This is a genomic window from Burkholderia sp. MSMB0856, from assembly GCF_001524645.2.
Classification (GTDB): domain Bacteria; phylum Pseudomonadota; class Gammaproteobacteria; order Burkholderiales; family Burkholderiaceae; genus Burkholderia; species Burkholderia diffusa.
Window position 1 is genome coordinate 1,105,897 of the sequence record NZ_CP013428.1, and the last position, 21,012, is coordinate 1,126,908.

At 67.9% G+C, this 21,012-nt stretch carries 21 protein-coding genes; 16 read left to right on the forward strand and 5 right to left on the reverse strand.

Going from position 1 to position 21,012, the window contains the following annotated elements:
• Positions 1-17 precede the first annotated feature (17 nt).
• The 6 genes from WS87_RS22600 (at position 18) to WS87_RS22625 (ending at position 4,364) form a co-directional block, all read left to right on the forward strand.
• Entirely contained in the window at positions 18-1,403 is a 1,386-nt protein-coding gene (locus tag WS87_RS22600) for an amino acid permease (RefSeq protein WP_059525363.1), read from the forward strand.
• Positions 1,404-1,446: 43 nt separating this feature from the next.
• Positions 1,447-2,649: an amino acid aminotransferase gene (locus tag WS87_RS22605; protein WP_059819044.1), complete on the forward strand. Its 1,203-nt coding sequence runs from the start codon at positions 1,447-1,449 to the stop codon at positions 2,647-2,649.
• A gap of 130 nt (positions 2,650-2,779) precedes the next feature.
• Positions 2,780-3,178: a DUF488 domain-containing protein gene (locus tag WS87_RS22610; RefSeq protein WP_059819045.1), complete on the forward strand. Its 399-nt coding sequence runs from the start codon at positions 2,780-2,782 to the stop codon at positions 3,176-3,178.
• 115 nt (positions 3,179-3,293) lie between these two features.
• Positions 3,294-3,584: a DUF1488 domain-containing protein gene (locus WS87_RS22615; protein WP_059819046.1), complete on the forward strand. Its 291-nt coding sequence runs from the start codon at positions 3,294-3,296 to the stop codon at positions 3,582-3,584.
• A 16-nt stretch (positions 3,585-3,600) separates the two neighbouring features.
• Positions 3,601-3,840, forward strand: coding sequence for a hypothetical protein (locus WS87_RS22620; RefSeq protein ID WP_059819047.1), 240 nt, complete (start codon positions 3,601-3,603; stop codon positions 3,838-3,840).
• Positions 3,841-4,010: 170 nt separating this feature from the next.
• Positions 4,011-4,364 (forward strand): hypothetical protein, encoded by a 354-nt coding sequence (locus tag WS87_RS22625; RefSeq protein ID WP_059819048.1) that lies wholly within the window; start codon positions 4,011-4,013, stop codon positions 4,362-4,364.
• A gap of 18 nt (positions 4,365-4,382) precedes the next feature.
• Here WS87_RS22625 and WS87_RS22630 read toward each other — a convergent pair whose 3' ends face one another.
• From WS87_RS22630 to lhpI, 3 genes are all read right to left on the reverse strand, one after another.
• Positions 4,383-5,162, reverse strand: a complete 780-nt coding sequence (locus WS87_RS22630) for a helix-turn-helix domain-containing protein (protein WP_059525375.1) — start codon at positions 5,160-5,162, stop codon at positions 4,383-4,385.
• Between the two features lie 17 nt (positions 5,163-5,179).
• Positions 5,180-5,587, reverse strand: a complete 408-nt coding sequence (locus WS87_RS22635) for a response regulator transcription factor (RefSeq protein ID WP_059690044.1) — start codon at positions 5,585-5,587, stop codon at positions 5,180-5,182.
• A gap of 182 nt (positions 5,588-5,769) precedes the next feature.
• Positions 5,770-6,705: a bifunctional Delta(1)-pyrroline-2-carboxylate/Delta(1)-piperideine-2-carboxylate reductase gene (gene lhpI / locus WS87_RS22640; RefSeq protein WP_059525712.1), complete on the reverse strand. Its 936-nt coding sequence runs from the start codon at positions 6,703-6,705 to the stop codon at positions 5,770-5,772.
• Positions 6,706-6,971: 266 nt separating this feature from the next.
• Between lhpI and WS87_RS22645 the strand changes: the two genes are divergently transcribed.
• The 7 genes from WS87_RS22645 (at position 6,972) to WS87_RS22675 (ending at position 14,964) form a co-directional block, all read left to right on the forward strand.
• The gene (locus tag WS87_RS22645; protein WP_059819049.1) at positions 6,972-7,709 is read left to right on the forward strand and encodes a FadR/GntR family transcriptional regulator; all 738 of its coding nucleotides are present in this window, start codon (positions 6,972-6,974) and stop codon (positions 7,707-7,709) included.
• 122 nt (positions 7,710-7,831) lie between these two features.
• On the forward strand, positions 7,832-8,953 hold the full coding sequence (locus WS87_RS22650; RefSeq protein WP_059819050.1) for a branched-chain amino acid ABC transporter substrate-binding protein: 1,122 nt from the start codon (positions 7,832-7,834) through the stop codon (positions 8,951-8,953).
• 55 nt (positions 8,954-9,008) lie between these two features.
• Positions 9,009-10,016 carry a trans-3-hydroxy-L-proline dehydratase gene (gene lhpH, locus WS87_RS22655; RefSeq protein WP_059700340.1) on the forward strand — a complete coding sequence of 336 codons (1,008 nt, stop codon included), beginning with the start codon at positions 9,009-9,011 and terminating at the stop codon, positions 10,014-10,016.
• Between the two features lie 206 nt (positions 10,017-10,222).
• Positions 10,223-12,778 carry a penicillin-binding protein 1A gene (locus tag WS87_RS22660; RefSeq protein ID WP_059819051.1) on the forward strand — a complete coding sequence of 852 codons (2,556 nt, stop codon included), beginning with the start codon at positions 10,223-10,225 and terminating at the stop codon, positions 12,776-12,778.
• Between the two features lie 78 nt (positions 12,779-12,856).
• Positions 12,857-13,732, forward strand: coding sequence for a PilZ domain-containing protein (locus WS87_RS22665; protein WP_059819052.1), 876 nt, complete (start codon positions 12,857-12,859; stop codon positions 13,730-13,732).
• Positions 13,733-13,959: 227 nt separating this feature from the next.
• Positions 13,960-14,289 carry a DUF4148 domain-containing protein gene (locus WS87_RS22670; RefSeq protein WP_059450266.1) on the forward strand — a complete coding sequence of 110 codons (330 nt, stop codon included), beginning with the start codon at positions 13,960-13,962 and terminating at the stop codon, positions 14,287-14,289.
• A gap of 270 nt (positions 14,290-14,559) precedes the next feature.
• A complete protein-coding gene (locus WS87_RS22675; protein ID WP_059819053.1) occupies positions 14,560-14,964 on the forward strand; it encodes a lysozyme inhibitor LprI family protein in 405 nt (134 codons plus the stop codon).
• 51 nt (positions 14,965-15,015) lie between these two features.
• On the opposite strand, the gene WS87_RS22680 is transcribed toward WS87_RS22675, so the two are convergent.
• Both WS87_RS22680 and WS87_RS22685 read right to left on the reverse strand, forming a co-directional pair.
• Positions 15,016-15,663 (reverse strand): response regulator, encoded by a 648-nt coding sequence (locus WS87_RS22680; protein WP_059819054.1) that lies wholly within the window; start codon positions 15,661-15,663, stop codon positions 15,016-15,018.
• A complete protein-coding gene (locus tag WS87_RS22685; protein ID WP_059819055.1) occupies positions 15,660-17,771 on the reverse strand; it encodes a PAS domain-containing sensor histidine kinase in 2,112 nt (703 codons plus the stop codon). Before WS87_RS22685 ends, WS87_RS22680 begins: the two co-directional genes overlap by 4 nt.
• Before the next feature lie 319 nt (positions 17,772-18,090).
• Here WS87_RS22685 and WS87_RS22690 point away from each other — a divergent pair, with 319 nt between their 5' ends.
• From WS87_RS22690 to WS87_RS22700, 3 genes are all read left to right on the forward strand, one after another.
• Positions 18,091-18,561 (forward strand): universal stress protein, encoded by a 471-nt coding sequence (locus WS87_RS22690; RefSeq protein WP_059819658.1) that lies wholly within the window; start codon positions 18,091-18,093, stop codon positions 18,559-18,561.
• Positions 18,562-18,909: 348 nt separating this feature from the next.
• Positions 18,910-19,416: a cupin domain-containing protein gene (locus tag WS87_RS22695; RefSeq protein ID WP_059525716.1), complete on the forward strand. Its 507-nt coding sequence runs from the start codon at positions 18,910-18,912 to the stop codon at positions 19,414-19,416.
• 166 nt (positions 19,417-19,582) lie between these two features.
• Positions 19,583-20,608, forward strand: coding sequence for a DedA family protein/thiosulfate sulfurtransferase GlpE (locus tag WS87_RS22700; protein ID WP_059525400.1), 1,026 nt, complete (start codon positions 19,583-19,585; stop codon positions 20,606-20,608).
• Positions 20,609-21,012: the final 404 nt, after the last annotated feature.

Genomic DNA, 21,012 nt, shown 5'->3' on the forward strand with positions numbered 1-21,012 from the left:
GGCAGAATGGAGAAGACATGGTTTCTGGAAACGAGAAGGACGGCCTGAAGCGGGGGCTGAAGAACCGGCACATCCAGCTGATCGCGCTCGGCGGCGCGCTCGGCACGGGGCTGTTCCTCGGCATCGCGCAGACGATCAAGATGGCCGGCCCGTCCGTGCTGCTCGGCTACGCGGTGGCCGGCGTCGTCGCGTTCTTCATCATGCGCCAGCTCGGCGAGATGGTCGTCGACGAGCCGGTCGCCGGCTCGTTCAGCTACTTCGCCGACAAGTACGTCGGCCACTTCACCGGTTTCCTGTCCGGCTGGAACTACTGGGTGCTGTACATCCTTGTCAGCATGGCCGAGCTGTCGGCCGTCGGGATCTACGTGCAGTACTGGTGGCCCGGCGTGCCGACCTGGGTGTCGGCGCTGGTGTTCTTCGTCGCGATCAACCTCCTGAACCTGGCGAGCGTGAAATCGTACGGCGAGACCGAATTCTGGTTCTCGATCATCAAGGTCGCCGCGATCGTCGGGATGATCGGCTTCGGCGGCTGGCTGCTCGCGAGCGGCCATGCGGGGCCGGAAGCCAGCATCGCGAACCTGTGGCAGCACGGCGGCTTCTTCCCGAACGGCGTGTCGGGACTCGTGATGTCGATGGCGGCGATCATGTTCTCGTTCGGCGGGCTGGAGCTGATCGGCATCACCGCGGCCGAGGCCGACGATCCGAAGCACAGCATTCCGCGCGCGACCAACCAGGTGATCTACCGCATCCTGATTTTCTACATCGGCGCGCTGGCGGTGCTGCTGTCGCTGTATCCGTGGGAAAAGGTCGTCACCGGCGGCAGCCCGTTCGTGCTGATCTTCCACGCGCTGAGCAGCAACGTGGTCGCCAACGTGCTGAACGTGGTCGTGCTGACGGCCGCGCTGTCGGTCTACAACAGCGGCGTGTACAGCAACAGCCGGATGCTGTTCGGCCTGGCGAAGCAGGGCAACGCGCCCAAGGTGCTGTGCTCGGTGAACAAGCGCGGCATTCCGCTCGCCGCGCTCGGCGCGTCGGCGCTCGCGACCGGCGCGTGCGTGCTGGTCAACTACTTCATGCCGGGCAAGGCGTTCGAGGTGCTGATGGGCCTCGTCGTGTCGGCGCTGATCATCAACTGGGCGATGATCACGCTGATCCACCTGAAGTTCCGCCAGGCCAAGCGCATCGCCGGAGAGCAGACTTCCTTCCGCAGTCTGGGCTATCCTTTCACGAATTACCTGTGCCTGGCGTTCATGGCCGGCATTCTCGTCGTGATGTACCTGACGCCGGATCTCCGCCTGTCGGTGTACCTGATTCCCGTATGGCTCGCGGTGCTCGCGATCGGGTATCGCTTCCGGCAGAAGAATGCGGGCTACGCGATCCGCGACGGCGCGTCCGCCGGCTGACACGGGCATCACGACCATTCTTCCAAACGAGACCGACATAGCCATGTTCGAACACATCGACGCGTACCCGGGCGATCCGATCCTGACGCTCAACGAGAACTTCCAGAAAGATCCGCGCGATCAGAAGGTCAACCTGAGCATCGGCATTTATTTCGATGCCGAAGGCCGGATTCCCGTGATGGGTGCCGTGCGCGAAGCCGAAACCGCGCTGCAACGCGACCTCGGCCCGAAGCCCTATCTGCCGATGGTCGGCCTTGCCGCGTATCGCGACGCCGTGCAGGCGCTCGTGTTCGGCGCCGATCACCCGGCGCGTGCGGCCGGCCGCATCGCGACCGTGCAGACGCTCGGCGGCTCGGGCGCGCTGAAGGTGGGCGCCGATTTCCTGAAGCGCTACTTCCCGGACGCGCAGGTGTGGCTCAGCGATCCGAGCTGGGAAAACCACCGCTTCATCTTCGAGCGCGCGGGCTTCACGGTGAACACGTACCCGTACTACGACGAAGCGACGGGCGGCCTGAAGTTCGACGCGATGCTCGCGGCGATCGACGCGCTGCCGGCGCGCAGCATCGTGCTGCTGCACGCGTGCTGCCATAACCCGACCGGTGTCGATCTCGACGAAGGCCAGTGGGAGAAGCTGATCGACGTGATCGAGGCGCGCGGGCTGCTGCCGTTCGTCGACATGGCGTACCAGGGCTTCGGCGCGGGCCTCGACGCGGACGCGTTCGCGGTGCGCGAACTGGCGCGCCGCGGTGTGCCGACGCTCGTCGCGAACTCGTTCTCGAAGAACTTCTCGCTGTACGGCGAGCGCGTCGGCGGCCTGAGCGTCGTCTGCGAGGATGCGGCCGCGGCCGAGCGCGTGCTGGGCCAGCTGGCCGGCGCGGTGCGCTCGAACTACAGCAATCCGCAAACCTACGGCGCGAAGGTCGTGGCGACCGTGCTCAACACGCCCGCGCTGCGCAAGCAGTGGGAAGAAGAGCTCGCCGCGATGTGCCGCCGCATCGCGCGGATGCGCCAGTCGATCCACGACGGCCTGCGCGACCACGTCAGCGGCGAAGCACTGACGCGTTACGTGAAACAGCGCGGGATGTTCACGTACACGGGCCTGACCGAATCGCAGGTCGAAGCGCTGCGCGAAGTGCACGGCGTGTACATCCTGCGCTCGGGGCGCATGTGCGTCGCGGGGCTGAACGATTCGAACGTCGGCATCGTCGCGGATGCGATCGGCAAGGTGCTGAAGAGCGGCGTCTGACGGCGCGCCCGCGGGCGCACGATCGCATCGCCGAAACCGGCTGTTTCCCTCGCGGAGACAGCCGGTTTTTTCTTGCGCGGTCGCGGTGCGGCGGTACGATGGCGGATCGAACGCATGATGAAGGAGCGGCATGGCTATTCGAATCGTACGGCTCGGCATGCCGCGCGCGGCCGGCGAGGGCCTGAGGATCGGCACGGTGCGGCGACCGCCGCGCGGCGTACCGAAGGCGGAATTCGCATCGCGCGACTACTATGATGTGTGGCTGCCGACGCTGTCGCCGAGCCCTGAGCTGGTCGCGCAGGCGCAGGCCGCCGAAACCGACGCCGAATGGCGCGCGTTCACGCGCCACTTCCGCGCGGAGATGGCGCATGGCGACGCGCCGAAGGTGCTGGACCTGCTCGCCGCGCTGTCGGCGACGAGCTCGTTTTCGATCGGCTGCTACTGCGAGGACGAGCGCCGCTGCCATCGCAGCGTGCTGCGCGAACTGCTCGCGGAGCGCGGCGCGGCGCTCGACACGGATGCCGGCTGAACCCCGCCGGGCGGCGCGACGGTGAGCCGCCTCGTGCGGCGCAGCGAGCCGGTTGACGTGGGTCAAGCGTGCGGCGGCGTGGGCCGTTATGCTCACGTCATGAATCGTCCCGACGATGACAGGCGGACAGATGCAGATAGCCTTTCCACCGGAACCGCCCGAATATTGCGCACGCGATCTGGTCGTGGCGTTTTCGGCGCTGGTCGACGGCCGCTGCGTGCAGTGCGCGATCACGGCTGAAGCGCTGGAAGACCATTTCGGCGCGCCGTCGCTGCTCGAACGGGATTTGCTGCATGCGTTCGAATCGCACCGGTCGGCGATCGAGGCGATGGCACGACGGATGCTCGACGAAATCGGCGGCCGGCCGGTGTTGCTGCACAGCGGTCACTTCCGGATGGATGACTGATTCCGCAGGAGGATGCATGACACTGCAAGGCACGATTCATGAGCGCGACTGGTCGGTCGAGATCGAGACGCGGCAGTGCGAATCCGGCGAATTCCGGTGCCGCGTGACGGTCGAGCACGGCAGCGGGCCGGCGCGCTTTCACCACACGTTCGAGCACAGTCATGCGTACCCGACCGAGCACGAGGCGGCGATCGAAGGGTTGCGGGCCGGGATGACATGGATCGAAATGAAGGCGTCGCAGACATTCAACGTATGAACCGCATCGTGCCGATGGCGGCGCGAATGCAACGCTGCCAGGGCAGTAATCGCCGCGGCCGTCATCGCGCTGCGTGAAGCAGGATCGTGCCGCGCGCAGGACACCGAGGCACGGAGACACAGGAACAGGCAACGCCGCCGACGAGCGGCGACCCCGTCAGGAGGAGCGCCATGGGCGTGGGCATGCAGATCGTCTGCGTCGGATTCGCGGGTTCCGCCGCGCTGGAAGCAGAAGCGGGGGTGCAGTTGGTGCGGCTGGAGCGATTCCGCGCACGGCTGGAGGATTGCCGTCTGGTGATCGAATCGCGCCCGCGCATGGACGGCGGCCTGGCCTACGACGTGCGGCTCGAGCTGAGCATGCGCGGCCGCTCGCCGGTATCGCTGCCGTGCAGCACCGGCGACGACCTGGTCGACGTGCTTGGCCGCGTGTTCACGCGGGCCGAGCAGGCACTGTCCGCATGGCAGGCGGGCGAATCCGAAGCGGTCGCGCTGCACGCGGCTACGCCAGGCGCCACCGCGCAATGACGCGCGACGCGCCGTGCGTCACACCTGTGCGAGCGCCTGTGCGTCGATGATCCGCACGCGCTTGCCGCGCGTTTCGACGAGGGAATCCCGATGGAATCGCGAGAACATCCGGCTGACGGTCTCGAGCTTCATGCCGAGATAGCAGCCGATCTCCTCGCGCGTCATCCGCAGGTTGAATTCCGATGCCGAATAGCCGCGCGCCTCGAAGCGCGACGACAGGTTCAGCAGGAAATGCGCGACGCGCTGCTCGGCCGACATCGTGCCGAGCAGCAGCATCTGGCTCGACTCGCGGACGATCTCGCTGCTCAGCATCTGGTAGAGGAAATGCTGCATCGGCTTCATTTCGCGGCACGCCGCCTCGAGTGCGCCGAACGGGATGACGCACACGACGCTGTCCTCGAGCGCGATCGCGTCGCAGCAGTGCTGGCCGCCGCCGATGCCGTCCATGCCGAGCGTTTCGCCGGCGATCTGGAAGCCGGTCACGTGCTCGCGGCCGTCGCGATGCATCATCACCGTCTTGAACGAGCCCGCGCGCACGGCGTAGATGCTGTGAAACGGATCGTCGGTTCGGAACAGCGCGTCGCCCTGGCGAACCTGGCGCGTCGAACAGATGATCGCGTCCAGGCGGCCGTATTCGGCGGCGGTCAGGTGCGGCGGCAGGCACAGCGAGCGCATCAGGCAAGCCGAGCAGCGCGCGGCGGGATGCTTCGCGCCGTCGTTACGTGAGATCGCGGGAAGCGGAATCGTTGGCCGAGGCGCGACGGATGGGTCGGCGGCGCAGGCGGTGGCTGTGGACATGAGTCACTCCGGCTCGGTCAGGGGCGGTGCGCACGAGCGCGCACCAGGGATTCGATGACGTGGCATGCGGCGTCGAATTCGGCGGTCTTGTCGAAGAAATAGTCGGCGCCCGCCGTCGCGCATGCCTCCCTGAATGCCGGCGCCGAATGGTTCGTCAGCACGATCGTGACGATCCGCGGCGCAGCCTTCGACAGCATCCCGATCAGGTCGAGACCGCTGCCGTCAGCGAGCCGCAGGTCGACGATCACGACGTCCGCGTGGCTGCCGCGGATGTGCGTCAGTGCGTCCTCGCCGTCTTCTGCCTCGCCGACGACCACGACGCCGCGGATCGCGCCGACGAGCAGCGCGATCCGTTGCCGGACGGCAATGGCGTGATCGACGAGAAACACCCGGAGTGCGACGGCGGGCGACAGGCTGGCATTCATGCCGGCAGTATCGTGTTGCGCCGCCGAAAATGAAATCGGCCGAATTGGAAGTTTGTGTAGGCCGCTGCGACGCGTTGTAGGGCGTTTCCTACAACGCGTACGGGAAAGAGGCGAGTCCGTGTGCGAGCGACACCGGGTGGGGCCCGCGCAGGGGGGGCGGATCGTGGGCCGCTGCCGCGGAATCAGCCGGCCGCGCGCGCGTCCAGCGCGTCGCGGGCCGTGCGGCACGCGGCCAGATCCCACGCGGCGCAGCCGACCGTTTTGAACAGCAGCGGCCCGCTGCGCTCGAACGCGCCGCGCAGCACGTCGGCGAGCGACGCGACCTGCCGCCAGTCGACTTGCGCGACGATCAGGTCGCCGGCCTCGTGGCGCGCGCCGGCCGGGTCGTCGACGACGAGCCGGCTGTGGCGCACGGTGTCGGCGTCGATCTCGGCGGCATCCGCGGTGAACGCGCCGACGCCGACCACGAGACGGCCTTCGCGCGCCGCTTCGCGATAGACGGGCGTGCGGCTCGTCGTCAGCGTGACGACGACGTCGATCGCATCGGGAATCGCGTCGCCGTCGAGGGGCACGAGCTGCGGCGCCTGCGCGCGGTGCGCGGCGCAGAACGCAGCCGCGCTGTCGGCGCGCGAGCCACGCACGTGCAGGCGCGCGTCCGGGAAGATCGCCGCGAGCGCTTCCGCGTGATTGGCCGCCTGCTTGCCGGTGCCGATCAGCAGGATGTCGCGCGGCGCGGCGCCGTGCAGCGCCTGGATGCCGAGCGCGGTAATGGCTGCCGTGCGACGCCCGGTGACCGTCGGGCCGTCGAGCACGAAGCGCAGCGCGCCCGTCGTCGCGTCGTACGCGCTCACCTGGCCGAGGATCGTCGGCAGTCCGCGCGCGCCGTTGCCGGGGCACACGTTCACGAGCTTGTGGCTCGCGAGGTCGCGTGCGCTCGACGGCATCGACAGCATCACGCCGCCCGCCTGCAGCGGCACGACCAGGCGTTCGGGGCTGACGATCTCGCCCGCCGCGTATTCGGCGACGGTGTGTGCGAGCGTGGCGAGCAGCGCGGGGTAATCGAGCAGCGCGGCCGTTTCGGCGGCGTCGAACGCGGGAATCCGGGAGAGAGCGGTCATCGTGTCGGTCGGTGTTGTGTCGGTGGGCGGGGACGACGTGCGCATGGCGCGCTCGCCCCGGAGGCTGCCGAATATCGAGATGGCAATCATTCTGGATCGAATCTATACCAGTTGCCCGCCGACAGGCAAGCCGGAAAAGCCAGCAGACGGTCGATTTTGGTTCTAATATCCGTCCAGATGGGCGTCGCATACACCGGCGCCGGTATCGCTCCGGTATAGTGCGAACCCGTTTCCCCGTCCACCACCCGACCGGGCAGGAGCCCAAGATGATGTCCGCACGTCCCGAATCGCTCGAAGCCGGTTTCCGGCCGTTGCAGATCTACGAACAGGTCGCCGAGAAGATCCGCGACGAGATCCGCGCGGGGCGCTATGCGGCCGATTCGAGGCTGCCGTCGGAGCGCGAACTCGCGGCGCTGTTCCAGGTCGGCCGGCCGGCCGTGCGCGAGGCGCTCGGCGCGCTGCAGAACGAGGGGCTGGTGTTCACGAAGCGCAATTCGGGCACCTACGTCGTGTCGGCGCCGCTCGACGTGCTCGCGCAGCGCGGCGACATGCACAGCGTGCCCGACGCCGACTTCAGCCCGACGTCGACGCTCGACGTGCGGCTCATCCTCGAGCCGGCGATCGCGCGCCTCGCCGCCGCGCACGGGCGCGCCGATCCCGTCGCCGAAGGCTATCTCGCGCAAATGGAAACCATCGCCGACATCGACGATCCGCAGCAGCGGGCGCTGTGGAACGAGAGCGACCGGCTGTTCCACCGGCAGCTCGCGTTGATGACCGGCGACGCGCTGATCGTGAAGATCGCGGAGGAAGTCGCGAAGACGATGGACCAGCCGCTGTGGAAGCGGCTGAAGGACGACGGCATCTACGACGCGGGCCGGATCCGACTCTACGTGTCCGAGCACCGGCTGATCTACGAGGCGATCGTGTCGGGCGACGCCGATGCGGCCGCCTTCTACGTCGAACAGCATATTCTTCGTGTTCGGCGCGACATCACGCCGAAATGACGGGTATCACGCCAGTCTGGTCTTGAAAGTGACCAGAAGCGCAAAAATCATTTTGAAATTGCTTGCATACTGACCACTTGTGTCCTACATTGGTTCCACACAAAACCAATCAGGAGACAACCATGCGACACTTCGTTACCGCGCTCTCGGTGGCCGTTGCCGCCGGCGCGCTGACTTCCGCACACGCGCAGGAAGTCGTGATGATCGGCCATTCGGCACCGCTGACCGGCCCGCAGGCCGCCAACGGCAAGGACAATGAAAACGGCGCGCGCCTCGCCGTCGACGAGCTCAACAAGTCCGGCGTGAAGGTGGCCGGCAAGACGGTCACGTTCAAGCTGGTGTCCGAGGACGACCAGGCCGACCCGAAGGCGGGCGTGCAGGTCGCGCAGAACCTGGTCGACAAGGGCGTCGTCGCGGTGCTCGGGCCGTACAACTCGGGCGTCGCAATTCCGGCGTCGCGCGTGTACAGCAACGCGGGCGTGCCGATCCTGCCGGTCGCGTCGAACCCGGCGCTCACGCGGCAGGGCTTCAAGAACATCTTCCGGATCGGCGCGAGCGACGAACAGCTCGGCGGCACGATGGCGACCTTCGCCGCGAAGACGCTGAACGCGAAAACCGCCGCGGTCATCGACGATCGCACCGCGTACGGGCAGGGCGTTGCGGAGCAGTTCATGAACGTCGCGAAGGCGAACGGGATCAAGATCGTCGACCAGGAATACACGAACTCGTCGGCGACCGATTTCCTCGGCATTCTCACCAAGATCAAGGCCAGCAATCCCGACGTGATCTTCCTCGGCGGTTATGCGGCGCAGGGCGCGCCGATGGCGAAGCAAATGAAGCAGCGCGGGTTGCGCGCGAAGCTGCTCGGCGGCGACGGCATCTGCTCGGCCGACATGGGCAAGGTCGCGGGCGAGGCCGCGTCGATCGTCTACTGCGCGCAGGGTGGCGTCGCGCTCGAGAAGACGCCGGCCGGCCGCGAATTCCTGAAGAAATACCACGACACCTATCACACGGACACGCAGGTTTACGGCGTCAACTACTACGACGGCATGAAGCTGCTCGCCGACGCGATGGTCAAGGCCGGCACGACCACCGACAAGGCGAAGCTGATCGCGCAGCTGGCGAAGTCGAACTACGCGGGCGTCGCGGGCACCTATTCGTTCGACGAACGCGGCGACTTGAAGGGCGCGCCGACCACCGTCTACGTGATCCGCAACGGCCTGCCCGAACCGTACGCGAAGTAACCGTCACCGGACGGCGCCGCGGCGCCGTCCTTCGTCTTCACGTCTTCGATCCTCCATGAAAATTTCCCGATCCCTTTCCACCGTCGAGGTCCACACCGGCGGCGAAGCCTTCCGCATCGTCACGAGCGGCCTGCCGCGCCTGCCCGGCGACACGATCGTCCAGCGCCGCGCATGGCTCAAGGAGAACGCCGACGAGATCCGCACGGCGCTGATGTTCGAGCCGCGCGGCCACGCCGACATGTACGGCGGCTACCTCACCGAGCCGGTATCGGCGAACGCGGATTTCGGCGTGATATTCGTGCACAACGAAGGCTACAGCGACCATTGCGGACACGGCGTCATCGCGCTGTCGACCGCCGCGGTCGAGCTCGGCTGGGTGCAGCGCACCGTGCCGGAGACGCGCGTCGGCATCGACGCGCCGTGCGGCTTCATCGAGGCGTTCGTGAAATGGGACGGCGAACACGCGGGGCCGGTGCGCTTCGTCAACGTGCCGTCGTTCATCTGGCAGCGCGACGTGTCGGTCGACACGCCGTCGTTCGGCACCGTGACCGGCGACATCGCGTACGGCGGCGCGTTCTATTTCTACGTCGACGGCGCGCCGTTCGACCTGCCGGTGCGCGAAGCGGCGGTGGAAAAGCTGATCCGCTTCGGTGCCGAGGTGAAGGCCGCCGCGAACGCGAAATATCCGGTCGTGCATCCGGAGATCCCCGAAATCAACCATATCTACGGCACGATCATCGCGAACGCGCCGCGCCATCCGGACTCGACGCAGGCGAACTGCTGCGTGTTCGCGGATCGCGAGGTCGACCGTTCGCCGACCGGCTCCGGCACCGGCGGGCGCGTCGCGCAGCTATACCAGCGCGGCCTGCTCGCGGCCGGCGACACGCTCGTCAACGAGTCGATCGTCGGCACGGTGTTCAAGGGGCGCGTGCTGCGCGAGACGACGGTCGGCGACATCCCGGCCGTGATTCCGGAAGTGGAGGGCAGCGCGCACATCTGCGGGTTCGCGAACTGGATCGTCGACGAGCGCGATCCGCTGACCTACGGTTTTCTCGTGCGCTGAGCGTCGGCGCACGACCCCAAGTTGTACCAGGCTTGGCGCGCGGTCCCGTTGCGGGGCGCGCGCCTTTTTTGTTGTAAAAATGCGCGATCCGGCACCGTTCGCGCGGGCCCGGGACGGCCGCCGGCCGGTGGGCCGCGCGAGTTTTGGTACGATGCAGCCTTTCCAGCAGATCCCCCACCCGCGTGAATCGCCGAAACGTGTCGTCAGTGCGTGACCTCTGTGCCAAATGGGTCGCGCGCGCCCAACCCGTCGCGGCCGCTGCCGCCGTGCCCGTCAAGCGTGTCCTGGCCAGTGCCTGGCACCATCTCCGTCATCCGACACGCCGCGGCGTGCTGCGCGCGGCCGCCGCCGTGCCGGTGCTGTTCGTGCTGTACGTGCTGGCGCTGATTCCGTTCACGCCCGGCATCGGCGACATTCGCAAGGCGCGCGTCGACCAGCCCGCGCAGGTGCTGTCCGCCGACGGCAAGGTGCTGGCGGAATTCAAGCCGTCGAACCGCGAATGGGTGTCGCTCAAGCAGATCTCGCCGCACATGGTCGACGCGCTGATCGCGACCGAGGATCATCGCTTCTACGAGCACCACGGCCTCGACTGGAAGCGCACGGCGTCGGCCGCGCTCCATACGTTCTCGGGCAGCCGCCAAGGCGGCTCGACGATCACGCAGCAGCTCGCACGCAACCTGTATCCGGACGAGATCGGCCGCGCGCCGACGCTCACGCGCAAGGTGAAGGAGGCGATCACCGCGCTGAAGATCGAGGCCGTCTACAGCAAGGATCAGATCCTCGAGACCTACCTGAACACGGTGCCGTTCCTGTACAACGCGTACGGCGTCGAGATGGCCGCGCGTACCTATTTCGATAAGTCGGCCGACGAGCTCGACGTGCTCGACAGCGCGACGCTCGTCGGGATGCTGAAGGGCAACAGCTACTACAACCCGGTGCTGAACCCCGAGCGCGCGCTGCAGCGGCGCAACACGGTGCTCGGCCAGATGGTCAAGTACGGCAAGCTGTCGCCGGCGCAGTTCGCGCAGTTGCAGCGCCGGCCGCTGCGCATCGATTTCGAGCGCCAGAAGGAACCGCCGGGGCCCGCGCCGCACTTCGCGCAGCAACTGCGCAAATGGCTGATCGGCTGGGCCGACCGCAACGACTACAACATCTATTCCGACGGGCTGATCGTGCGCACCACGATCGATTCGCGGCTACAGCAGATGGCGACCCAGGCGCTGACGCTGCAGGCGAACCAGTTGCAGGGCATCGCGAACAACGCGTGGAGCGGCCGCGACGGCTGCGGCACCGACAACGAGGTGTTCCGCGCCTTCATGCGCGAGTCGCCCGAGTACAAGGCCGCCCAGGATGCCGGCAAGAACGATGCCGTCGCGATGAAGCAGCTCGCCGCCGATCGCGGTTTCATGCGCGCGCTGTGCAAGGCGAAGACCGACGTGCAGGCCGGCTTCGTCGCGATCGATCCGCGCGACGGGCAGATTCGCGCGTGGGTCGGCAGCCGTGACTTCACGAACGAGCCGTTCGATCACGTCGCGCAGGCGCGGCGTCAGCCGGGCTCGACCTTCAAGCCGTTCGTCTACGGCGTCGCGTTCGCGAACGGGATGAAGCCGGACGACACCTTCATCGACCAGGCAGTCGAGATTCCGCTGAAGGGCGGCGAGATCTGGCGGCCGAACGACGACGCGCCGCCGTCGGGCAAGCCGATGACGCTGCGCGACGCGGTCGCGCTGTCGCGCAACCGGATCACCGCGCAGGTGATGGAGAAGGTCGGACCGGCGGCGGTGGCGCGGCTCGCGCGCGACATGGGCGTGCGCGAAAGCCCGCTCGAGCGCGTGCCGTCGCTCGCGCTCGGCACGAGCCCGGTGACGCTGAAGGAGATGGTCGCGTCGTACGCGACGATCGCGAACGGCGGCCTGTACGTCGAGCCGCAGATGGTGACGCGCATCGAGAACCGCCAGGGCGACGTGCTCGCCGAGTACGCGCCGGCGCCGCCCGAGCGCGCGCTCGACGCCGAGACCGACAAGACGCTGCTCGGCGTGATGCGCGACGTCGTGACGCGCGGCACCGGCAGCAGCATCCGCACGCGCTTCGGCATTCGCGGCGACGTGGCAGGCAAGACCGGGACCACGCAGGACAACGCGGACGGCTGGTTCATCCTGATGCAGCCCGGGCTGGTGGCCGGCGCGTGGGTCGGTTTCGACGACGGCCGCGTGACGCTGCGCAGCGACTATTGGGGGCAAGGCGCGCACAGCGCGCTGCCGATCGTGGGCGATTTCTTCCAGCGCGCGCAACGTGCCCGGATCGTCGACACGAAGCTGAAATTCGATACCGAGCCGTCGCCCGGCTGGTTCGCGTCGGTGCGCGAACGCGTGACGGATCTGTTCGACGGCTGGTTCGGGCCCGAGCCGAAGCAGGCGCCGACGCCCGTCAGGACGCAGCGTATCGAGCGGCAGCCGGATGCGGACGCCGCCGCGGCGTCGGCCGCATCGGCCGCGTCGGCGCCCGAGGCGGCATCCGGCGGCATCGTCGAGGAGTGGGTTCCGGCGTCCGAGGTGGCGGCATCGGCCGCCGCGCTGTCGGCGGGCGCGTCGCAACCGCAGGCCGCGCAGCCGCCGGCGACGGGAGGCAGCGCGACGCCTGCGGGCAACACGGGCGGCGGGGGCCTCGGCTCCGCCCCGGCCGCCCCTTCGGCCGTACCGGCTCCGTCGGCGGCGCCGGCCCCGGCGCCGGTTTCACCCGGCGCGACCAGCGGTTCGGAGTAACGAGACGTTCAGATTTCGCGCGATGCTGCCGTAATACCGTTGTCACGACAGCTCGCGCGGTCGCTCCGCGCCTTTCCGATGCGGCTCATCACCGATCACGTCGCGCTTGCGCGCGATGACGTCTCCGCCGGCGTTCCGCTCGGCTTCGATCTCTACGATGCGGGCGGCGCCGCGCTGCTGCCCGCCGGCACGACGCTGCACGATCCCTCGCAGCATGCTTTCCTGTTCGATCATTTCCGGCCCGTCCGCCGACGCGATGACGCCGAGCCCGCCGTGCCGGCATCCGACACCGTGCCGGCGGCCACGCGCATGGGGCTGTCGGCCGGCGCCGCGATCGGTATCCGGCGACGGGTCGGCACGACCCGCGTGCTGCAGCGCTGCCGGTTGATCGGGATCGGCGCATCGGGCGCGCTGTTCGTCGAGCCGCAGCCGGCGGTCGTGCTCGACTTTGCCCGCGGCGACGACGTCGAGGCGGTCGCGATCGGCCGGTCGGCGGTGTCGCGTTTCGGTGCGACGGTCGAGGCGGTGCAGGCAGCGGGGGCCGCGCCGTTCATGGTGCTTTCGCCGCCGGGCTTCGTCGACCGGCTGCGCACACGCGCCGAGCCGCGCGTCCAGGTACGGATCGCGGCCCGCTGCACGGGCGGGCCGGTGCAGGCGGAGGGGATCGGGATCGTTCGCGATCTCAGCCTGAACGGGCTGTCGATCGCGGTCGACCGGGCGCTCGCGGCGGCCGGCGATCCGCTGCACGTGCAGTTGCCGTATACGGATGGAGACCGTGTCGCGTTGCTCACGCTCGACGGCACGGTGCGCGCGGTGCATGCCGATCCGGCGGTGCCGGGCTGGGCGCTTCACCACGCGGCGTTCGACGAAACGGCTGCCGACGACCGGATTCGCCTCAAGGCGTTGCTGTTCGACCTGTCCATGGCCGCCACGGACGCGGATCAGGTCCGCTGATGCGTTGAACGGGGCAAACGTGGCAGCATGCTGCCGTATATTGGGTTCCGATGCGGCCATAATCCTCTGACGATTCGGCCGAATGCGCGGCAATTGTACGGATTCGGTCAACAGTGAATTTGCGATTTAAGTATTTACCCTGATAGCCGGGCCTCCTAGACTTCCATTCATGCGCAACGACTACCGAGTCGGAAGCGCCTGACAAAACAATCTGGAGGTAACGCATCATGAAATCGCTGATCAAGGCAGTTGCACTGGCCGCTCTGGTGGCCGCACCGGTCGTCTCGTTCGCCCAATCGAACCAGCAGCCGCTGACGCGTGCGCAAGTGCGTGCCGAGCTGGTCCAGCTCGAAAAGGCCGGCTACAACCCGAACGACTGGATGAACTATCCGGAAAACATCCAGGCCGCACAGGCGAAGATCGCCGCGGCACAGAACACCGGTGCGCAGGCTGACGTAACGGGCTACGGCTCGAACCCGGTCGCGACGTCGCAGTCGGGCCAGCGCGTGACTGTGCCGGCAGCAGCCGATCGTTCGTCGGTGTACTTCGGCCACTGAGCAAGCCGTTCGCCGCGCGGCCGCCGGGCCGCCTGCAAAGCCGTACCGAAAAGCCTGCACTCGTGACGAGTGCGGGCTTTTTTGCATGCGCGGCAAGTGTGGCGCGGGCTGACAATCGATTGCGCGTGCGCTAGCATCGCGGTCGGCATTGCCACGCTGCGGCGGCCGCGACGGAAGTCGCGCCCGTCGCTTACGAAGTCGCGCACCGAGGCGCGGCGGCATGCCCGGCATCACGTTCCACGACTTCAACGAAAACAAACAGGAGCATCCATGCGTGTCTTGACCGGTCTGCTGTGCGCGCTCGCGCTGACGGCGAACGTTGCCCATGCGCAGGCGAATTGTGCGGACGCGACGGATCAGGCGGCGATGACGGCGTGCGCCGATCGCGCGTACAAGAAATCCGACGCGGACCTGAACCGCACTTACCAGGCCGTCACCGCACGGCTGCGCGATGCGAAGCCGCTCGCGGAGAAACTCGTGAACGCGCAGCGCGCGTGGATCGCCTACCGCGACGCCGAATGCAGCTTCTCCAGCGCGAACGCCGAAGGCGGCAGCGTGTATCCGATGGTCGTGTCGACCTGCCTCGACGATCTGACCAAGACGCGCAACGAGACGCTGAAGGGTTATCTGTCCTGCGAGGAAGGCGACCTGGCCTGTCCGGTGCCGGGGAAGTAAAGCCGTGCAACGTCCAGCCGGCCCGCGAGTCGCGCGGCCGGCACGGTGCGCCTAGACGTCGTCCGTTTCGTCGAGCAGCTTGTGCCGCATCGCGTAGCGGACCAGCGCCGCTTCGTGCGGCATCTGCATCTTTTCCAGAATCCGGGTCTTGTAGGTGCTGACCGTCTTCGCGCTCACGCACAGCGCCTGTGCGATTTCGGTCAGCGTCTGTCCGGCGGCGATCCGGCGGAACACGTCGAACTCGCGATCGGACAGCCGCTGGTGCGGCAGCGTCTCGGCCGGTTCGTTCAGGCTCTGCGCGAACTGCTCGGCCATCGCGAGACTCACGTAGACGCCGCCCGATGCAACCTTGGTCACAGCGCCGACCAGTTCAGCGCTCGCGCTTTCCTTGGTCAGGTAGCCCGACGCGCCGGCGCGGAACGCGCGCACCGCGTATTGCTGCTCCGCATGCATGGTCAGCACGAGCACGCGCAGCGTGGGCTTCTCGTCCTTGATCTGCTTGATCAGTTCGACGCCGTTGCGGCCCGGCATCGACAGGTCGAGCACCAGCACCTGCGCGGGCGTCGAACGAATCAGCGCGATCGTCGACGGCCCGTCGCACGCTTCGCCGGCCACTTCGAATGCGGTAGCGTTCTGGAGAATGTGCCGCAGACCGTCGCGCACGAGCGTATGGTCGTCGGCGATGAGCACCTTGATCATGTGAGGGTGGTTTCCTGTTGAACGGTGCCGAGCGGGAACGCGACCGTGATCGAGAAGCCGCGCGCGAGCGCGGTATCGATCGTCACGCTGCCGCCCAGCATGTGTGCGCGTTCGCGAATGCCGATCAGGCCGAACGACTTGTCCTCGTGGGCGGTGCCGCCGGGTGCCGCGCCGCGGCCGTTGTCCGCGACGCGCAGCACGCAGAAGCCTTCCTCGATGTCGAGCCGCAGCGCGACGCGCGTCGCATCCGCATGGCGCGCGACGTTCGTCAGCGCTTCCTGGACGATCCGGAACAGCGTGGTCGCCCCGGTGCTGGTGAACGTGAGCCCGCCCGTTTCGATGCGGCGTTCGACGTCGATGCCGTAGCGGTTCGTGAAGTCGTTCGCCAGCCACTCGATCGCGGGCACGAGGCCGAGATCGTCGAGCATCACGGGGCGCAGGTCGGCTGCGATGCGCCGCACCGACGCGACGGTCGCGTCGATCAGCCGACGCATGCCCTGCAGTTGCGACAGCACGTCGTCGTCGGGTTGCGCACGATTCGGCGTGCGCAGTTGCTGCTCGATGACCGACAGATCCATCTTCAGCGCGGTCAGCTGCTGCCCGAGGTCGTCGTGCAGTTCGCGCGCGATGCGGGTCTTTTCCTCCTCGCGCACGTTCTGCAGGTTCGCCGACAGTTCGCGCAGTTCCTCGCGCGACTGCTTCAGCGCATTCTCGGCGCGCTGCCGCTCGGTGATGTCGCGCAACATCACCGTATAGAGCTTGCCCGACGCGTCGCGGATCTGCGAGATCGACGCCTCGATCGGGAATTCCTCGCCGTTGCCGCGCAGCCCGAACAGCACGCGCTGACGGCCCATCTGCCGCTCGGACACGCCCGTCACGCCGAACTGGTCGACGTGCTTCGCATGCGCGGCACGAAACCGCTCGGGGATGAAGCGCGACAGCGGCGCGCCGATCGCCTCCATCGCCGACACGCCGAATACCTGCTCGGCCATCGGGTTGAAGATCACGACCGTCTGCTTCTCGTCGATCGTGATGATCGCTTCCATCGACGAACGGATGATGCCCATCATCCGCGCCTCGTTCAGGATGCCGCGGCTGCTGGCGCCCGTATCGGCGGTGCCGGCGCGGCCGCGCAGCAGCGCATGGACGAGTGCCGCGAACGCGAACGATGCGATCAGCCCCGCCGCGAGCACCGTGCCCGCCGCGCGCTGCGCGCCGGTTGCGCTCGGGCGGCCGTCCGCGGAATAGGCGAGCGTCAGCACGGTCCCGCCGAAAATCAGCTGGTCGGTGCGCCGCATCAGGTCGGGCGACGCGGAGGCCTCGTCGGTCGTCGTCTCGGCGCTCGCGATCGGCCGAGGATCGTCGCCGGCGCTGATCCGCAGGTCGAGCCCGCGTTCCGCGTCGAGCGCGCGCTCGATCAGGCGATTCGGGCTCACTTGCGCGAACAGCACGCCGTCGGCGCCGGTTTCATGGGCGCCGGCCGGTGCGGCGGTCGTGCGCTGTGACGCCGTCGCGGGCAGGAACAGCGTGAGGGTGCGCGCATCGCGGGAGGTGTCGTCGTCGGCCGAATGGATGCCGAGTGCGACATCGCCGGTCCGCAGCGCGCGCGCGAGCGGGGCCCGATCCGGCGCGCCGAAGCGCACGCCGGCCGAGCTCGACGCGGGCGCGCCGAGCGTCGCCACCGCGAGCGGGCCGGCCGGCATCGGCGCGTGACCGGCGAGGGCGCTGCGCGCTGCGGGCGACAGCGGCGCATAGCCGAACTGCCGGATCGGCGAACGCCCGCTGTCGAGCTCGAGCGTGTCGGCGTAGCGGCGCCATTGCTCGGGCGTCATCTGCGGCGCGAGCGCGAACGCGCCGCGCGTGCTTTCGAGCACGGCGACGCCGGCTTGCAGCTCGTGGCGCAGCATCGCCGTCACGTGTGTCGTGCGTCGCTCGAAGCGCGTATGGACGGCGCCTTGCCACTGCTCGCGAACGAGCAGCGCGACGCCGAGCGACAGCGCCGCGCCGGCGAACAGCGTAACGACGCCAGCCGCGAGCGGCTGGCGTAACATGATCTGGAAGCGCGTGGGCCCTCGGGCGTCACGCGGCGGGGTTCCACTGGCGGTCATTCGATGGCCATTCTGGTGTCGGGGCCGCCCGTGGCACTCGGGCGGCGCGGCATAACCGGGAAAAATCGCACCGGCCGCGTACGGCGTCTATTTTCAAGATGAAATTGTGCGCGTTTTATGCGTTTTTTGTAATAGGGTCAGCTAAAAATGAGATAGCCGGGCGGTGCAGCGGGCGTCCCGGCCGCGATTGACACGCGTCAACCGGCGTGTCGGCACGTGGGGCAGACTGTTCGGCAGGCGAGCCGGCATCGGGCCGGCTTGCGATGACGGGGGCGTCGTGCGCGCGATGCGCGACGCGCGCCCGGTCGGAGGGTGGACCATGTACAAGCGGATTTTCGTCGGGCTCGATGGCAGCCCCAGTGCGCGTCTCGCGCTGAACGAAGCGATCAGGATCGCGGCGGCGTCCGGCGGCGAGGTGACGTGCGCGTATGTCGTCGAGCACCGGCCGCAGCTCGTCGACGTCGATGCGGGCTTCGCAGCCGAACACGACGGCGACGCGGCGGCAACCGATGCGGCGACGCCCGTGCTCGACGATGCGAAGGCGGCGCTCGCGCAGCGGAACGTGCCGGGCACCGTGCGCGCGCTCGACGCGTACGGCGAGGACATCGCCGCGGTGCTGATGCGCACGGCGGCCGAGGCCGGCGCCGATCTGATCGTGATGGGCACGAGCGGGCGGCACGGCCTGCGCCGGCTGTTGCTCGGCAGTGTCGCGGAATCGCTGCTGCGCGCGGCCGATAGGCCCGTGCTGCTGGTGCGCCACGACGAGCCGACCGCGGCGGCATCGGCGTGACGAGGCGGTGCGGCGTCGAGCCGTGAGAAGCGGGCAGGTGGTTGCCGCGCAGATGCCGGTGTGATGGCGGGTGCGGCGGTGCGTCCGCGGCATTGATCGACGCGCAGCCGATATCGGGCGTCGCTATGGTGTGATCGCGCAGCGCCGGTTGCATCGCGGCCCGCACTTCTGGCAGCATCGGCCGGTGTTCGCTTCATCGTCGCGCGCCGCGTTTCGCGCGCGATTCAGTCGCCGCGTGCATGGTCGCGGCGATCGACGCAGCGGCACGCGACGTCGGCCGACGGGATTCCCGAACGGCCGGGGCGTGTGCCGCGTGCCCGGTTCATTCCTTCACCGACGTCATCCGCCATGCCGATCTCCGCCGCCGACCTGATTCACCAGTTCGATCTGCAACCGCACCCCGAGGGCGGCTATTTCCGGGAAACCTACCGCGCGGCCGACACGGTCGTGCGTCCGGCCGACGGCGCGCCGCGCGCGGCGTCGACCGCGATCTACTACCTGTTGTGCGACGGCGCGTATTCGTCGTGGCACCGGATCCGTTCCGACGAAGTCTGGCATTTCTACGCGGGCGATCCGCTCGAAGTGTGGGTGCTCGACGAGCACGACGGCCTGACGATCCACCGGCTCGGCAACCCGCTCACGCACCCCGGCACCGTATTTCAGGCGGTCGTGCCGGCCGGGCGCTGGTTCGGTGCGCGCTGCGCGTCGCCGGAGCATGTCGCGCTCGTCGGCTGCACGGTCGCGCCGGGGTTCGAGTTCGCGGAATTCGAGCTTGCGGACGCGACGGCGCTGGCCGCCGCGTTCCCCGAGTACGCGGAATACGTCGCGGCGCTCGCGCAGCGCCCCGACGCGTGAGCGCGGCGGCCGCCTCCAACGGTAGCCGTTGCGCGCGGTCCCGGCCAAACCCGTTTAGAATGCACGATGGTGCGGGATCGGCCGCGGACGTACCGCGGCGATCGCTGCCAGCCGTATCGACGGCCGCCTCCGTCGCACGGTCAGCATGTCTTCCAGGAGCGCCGCCGTGTGGCACTTTCCCATTGCGATTCCCTCGTCGCTCGGCCCGTGGGCCGTGTTCGCGAGCGTACTGATCACGCAGCTCGGCGTGCCGGTGCCGGCCGTGCCGATGCTGATCCTCGGCGGTACGATGGCGGCGATGGGGCAGGCGTCCTGGACGAGCATGTTCGCGGCGGCGATCGGGGCGACGATGCTTGCCGATTCGCTGTGGTTCTTCATGGGCCGCACGCGCGGCCGGCGCTTGCTGAACGGGCTCGTGCGATTCTCGCTGTCGCTCGACACGACGCTGCGCTTCGCACGTAACGTATTCGAAAGATACGGCGCGCCGCTGCTCGTCCTTTCCAAATTCCTGCCGGGTCTCGGCCTCGTGTCGGCGCCGCTGCTCGGCACGACCGCGATCGGCATCGGCGTGTTCCTGTTCTGGGATCTGGCCGGCGCGTCGCTGTGGGCTGCGTTCTGGCTCGTCGGCGGCGCGGCCGTGCACGACCAGATCGTGCAGTTCGTGCTGTGGGTGCGCGCGAGCGGCGGCACGATCCTCGATGCGTTCCTCGCGATCTTCATCACGTTCCTGCTGTACCGCTGGGTGCGCCGCGTGCAGTTCCGCCGCTATCTCGCGCAGGTGCGCATCTCCCCGCCGCAACTCGTCGAAATGATGACGTCGAGCGAGCCGCCGCTGATCTTCGATGCGCGACCGCGCGCGATTCGCGAACGCGAGCCGTACCGGATCGCCGGCGCGGTGCCGGTCGATCTCGATTCGCCGGACCTGCTGGATCCAGAGCTGCTGAAGCGGCCGATCGTCGTGTATTGCGTGTGCCCGAACGAGGCCACGGCCAAGCGTCTGATCGCGAAGATGCAACGCAAGAAGATGATCCACAACATCCGCGCGCTGAAGGGCGGCCTCGATGCGTGGGAAAAGCACGGCTATCCGGTCGAGCCGCTTCCGGCCGATCTCGATTCATCGCGGTATTTCGTGCGGCCGGAACATGCGGCGCTCGCAGGCGAATATACGGTGCGGGCGACGTTGTCGAAATAAATCGTGCGCGGGATTCCGCGCACATCCCGATTTCACCTCCGCTTTCACGCTTCGCATTCCCGCTAAAATCGGCTGGCGAGAAACCACCGATTATTCTTATAATCCCGCCTGCATATTGCGTGCGCTTGATTGCGCACATTCGACGCGCGTTCGTTCGCATCGAAAGCGATTGATCCCGTTGCTGCCCGTCACGCGCACAGCCGCGTCGCACGGGCTAGACGGGCGTATTCCGTGAAAGGCTCGATCCATTTTCCGGATTGTTCCGGAAAATGCCGATAATCAGCGGCGATTCCAATCGGAGTGACGCAGTATCCGCAACGTTTTTCAGCCGGAAAACGCTGGCGGGATTTTTCGTTTTCGGTTTGCCGGTATCGGCATGAACGGCCGCGCATTGACATCCACAA

Bases quoted from the DNA above. Each gene is read 5' to 3' on its own strand.
- WS87_RS22600 (WP_059525363.1), top strand. From the start codon at position 18: ATGGTTTCTGGAAACGAGAAGGACGGCCTGAAGCGGGGGCTGAAGAAC.
- WS87_RS22605 (WP_059819044.1), top strand. From the start codon at position 1,447: ATGTTCGAACACATCGACGCGTACCCGGGCGATCCGATCCTGACGCTC.
- WS87_RS22610 (WP_059819045.1), top strand. From the start codon at position 2,780: ATGGCTATTCGAATCGTACGGCTCGGCATGCCGCGCGCGGCCGGCGAG.
- WS87_RS22615 (WP_059819046.1), top strand. From the start codon at position 3,294: ATGACAGGCGGACAGATGCAGATAGCCTTTCCACCGGAACCGCCCGAA.
- WS87_RS22620 (WP_059819047.1), top strand. From the start codon at position 3,601: ATGACACTGCAAGGCACGATTCATGAGCGCGACTGGTCGGTCGAGATC.
- WS87_RS22625 (WP_059819048.1), top strand. From the start codon at position 4,011: ATGGGCGTGGGCATGCAGATCGTCTGCGTCGGATTCGCGGGTTCCGCC.
- WS87_RS22630 (WP_059525375.1), bottom strand. From the start codon at position 5,162: ATGTCCACAGCCACCGCCTGCGCCGCCGACCCATCCGTCGCGCCTCGG.
- WS87_RS22635 (WP_059690044.1), bottom strand. From the start codon at position 5,587: ATGAATGCCAGCCTGTCGCCCGCCGTCGCACTCCGGGTGTTTCTCGTC.
- lhpI (WP_059525712.1), bottom strand. From the start codon at position 6,705: ATGACCGCTCTCTCCCGGATTCCCGCGTTCGACGCCGCCGAAACGGCC.
- WS87_RS22645 (WP_059819049.1), top strand. From the start codon at position 6,972: ATGATGTCCGCACGTCCCGAATCGCTCGAAGCCGGTTTCCGGCCGTTG.
- WS87_RS22650 (WP_059819050.1), top strand. From the start codon at position 7,832: ATGCGACACTTCGTTACCGCGCTCTCGGTGGCCGTTGCCGCCGGCGCG.
- lhpH (WP_059700340.1), top strand. From the start codon at position 9,009: ATGAAAATTTCCCGATCCCTTTCCACCGTCGAGGTCCACACCGGCGGC.
- WS87_RS22665 (WP_059819052.1), top strand. From the start codon at position 12,857: ATGCGGCTCATCACCGATCACGTCGCGCTTGCGCGCGATGACGTCTCC.
- WS87_RS22670 (WP_059450266.1), top strand. From the start codon at position 13,960: ATGAAATCGCTGATCAAGGCAGTTGCACTGGCCGCTCTGGTGGCCGCA.
- WS87_RS22675 (WP_059819053.1), top strand. From the start codon at position 14,560: ATGCGTGTCTTGACCGGTCTGCTGTGCGCGCTCGCGCTGACGGCGAAC.
- WS87_RS22680 (WP_059819054.1), bottom strand. From the start codon at position 15,663: ATGATCAAGGTGCTCATCGCCGACGACCATACGCTCGTGCGCGACGGT.
- WS87_RS22685 (WP_059819055.1), bottom strand. From the start codon at position 17,771: ATGACCGCCAGTGGAACCCCGCCGCGTGACGCCCGAGGGCCCACGCGC.
- WS87_RS22690 (WP_059819658.1), top strand. From the start codon at position 18,091: ATGTACAAGCGGATTTTCGTCGGGCTCGATGGCAGCCCCAGTGCGCGT.
- WS87_RS22695 (WP_059525716.1), top strand. From the start codon at position 18,910: ATGCCGATCTCCGCCGCCGACCTGATTCACCAGTTCGATCTGCAACCG.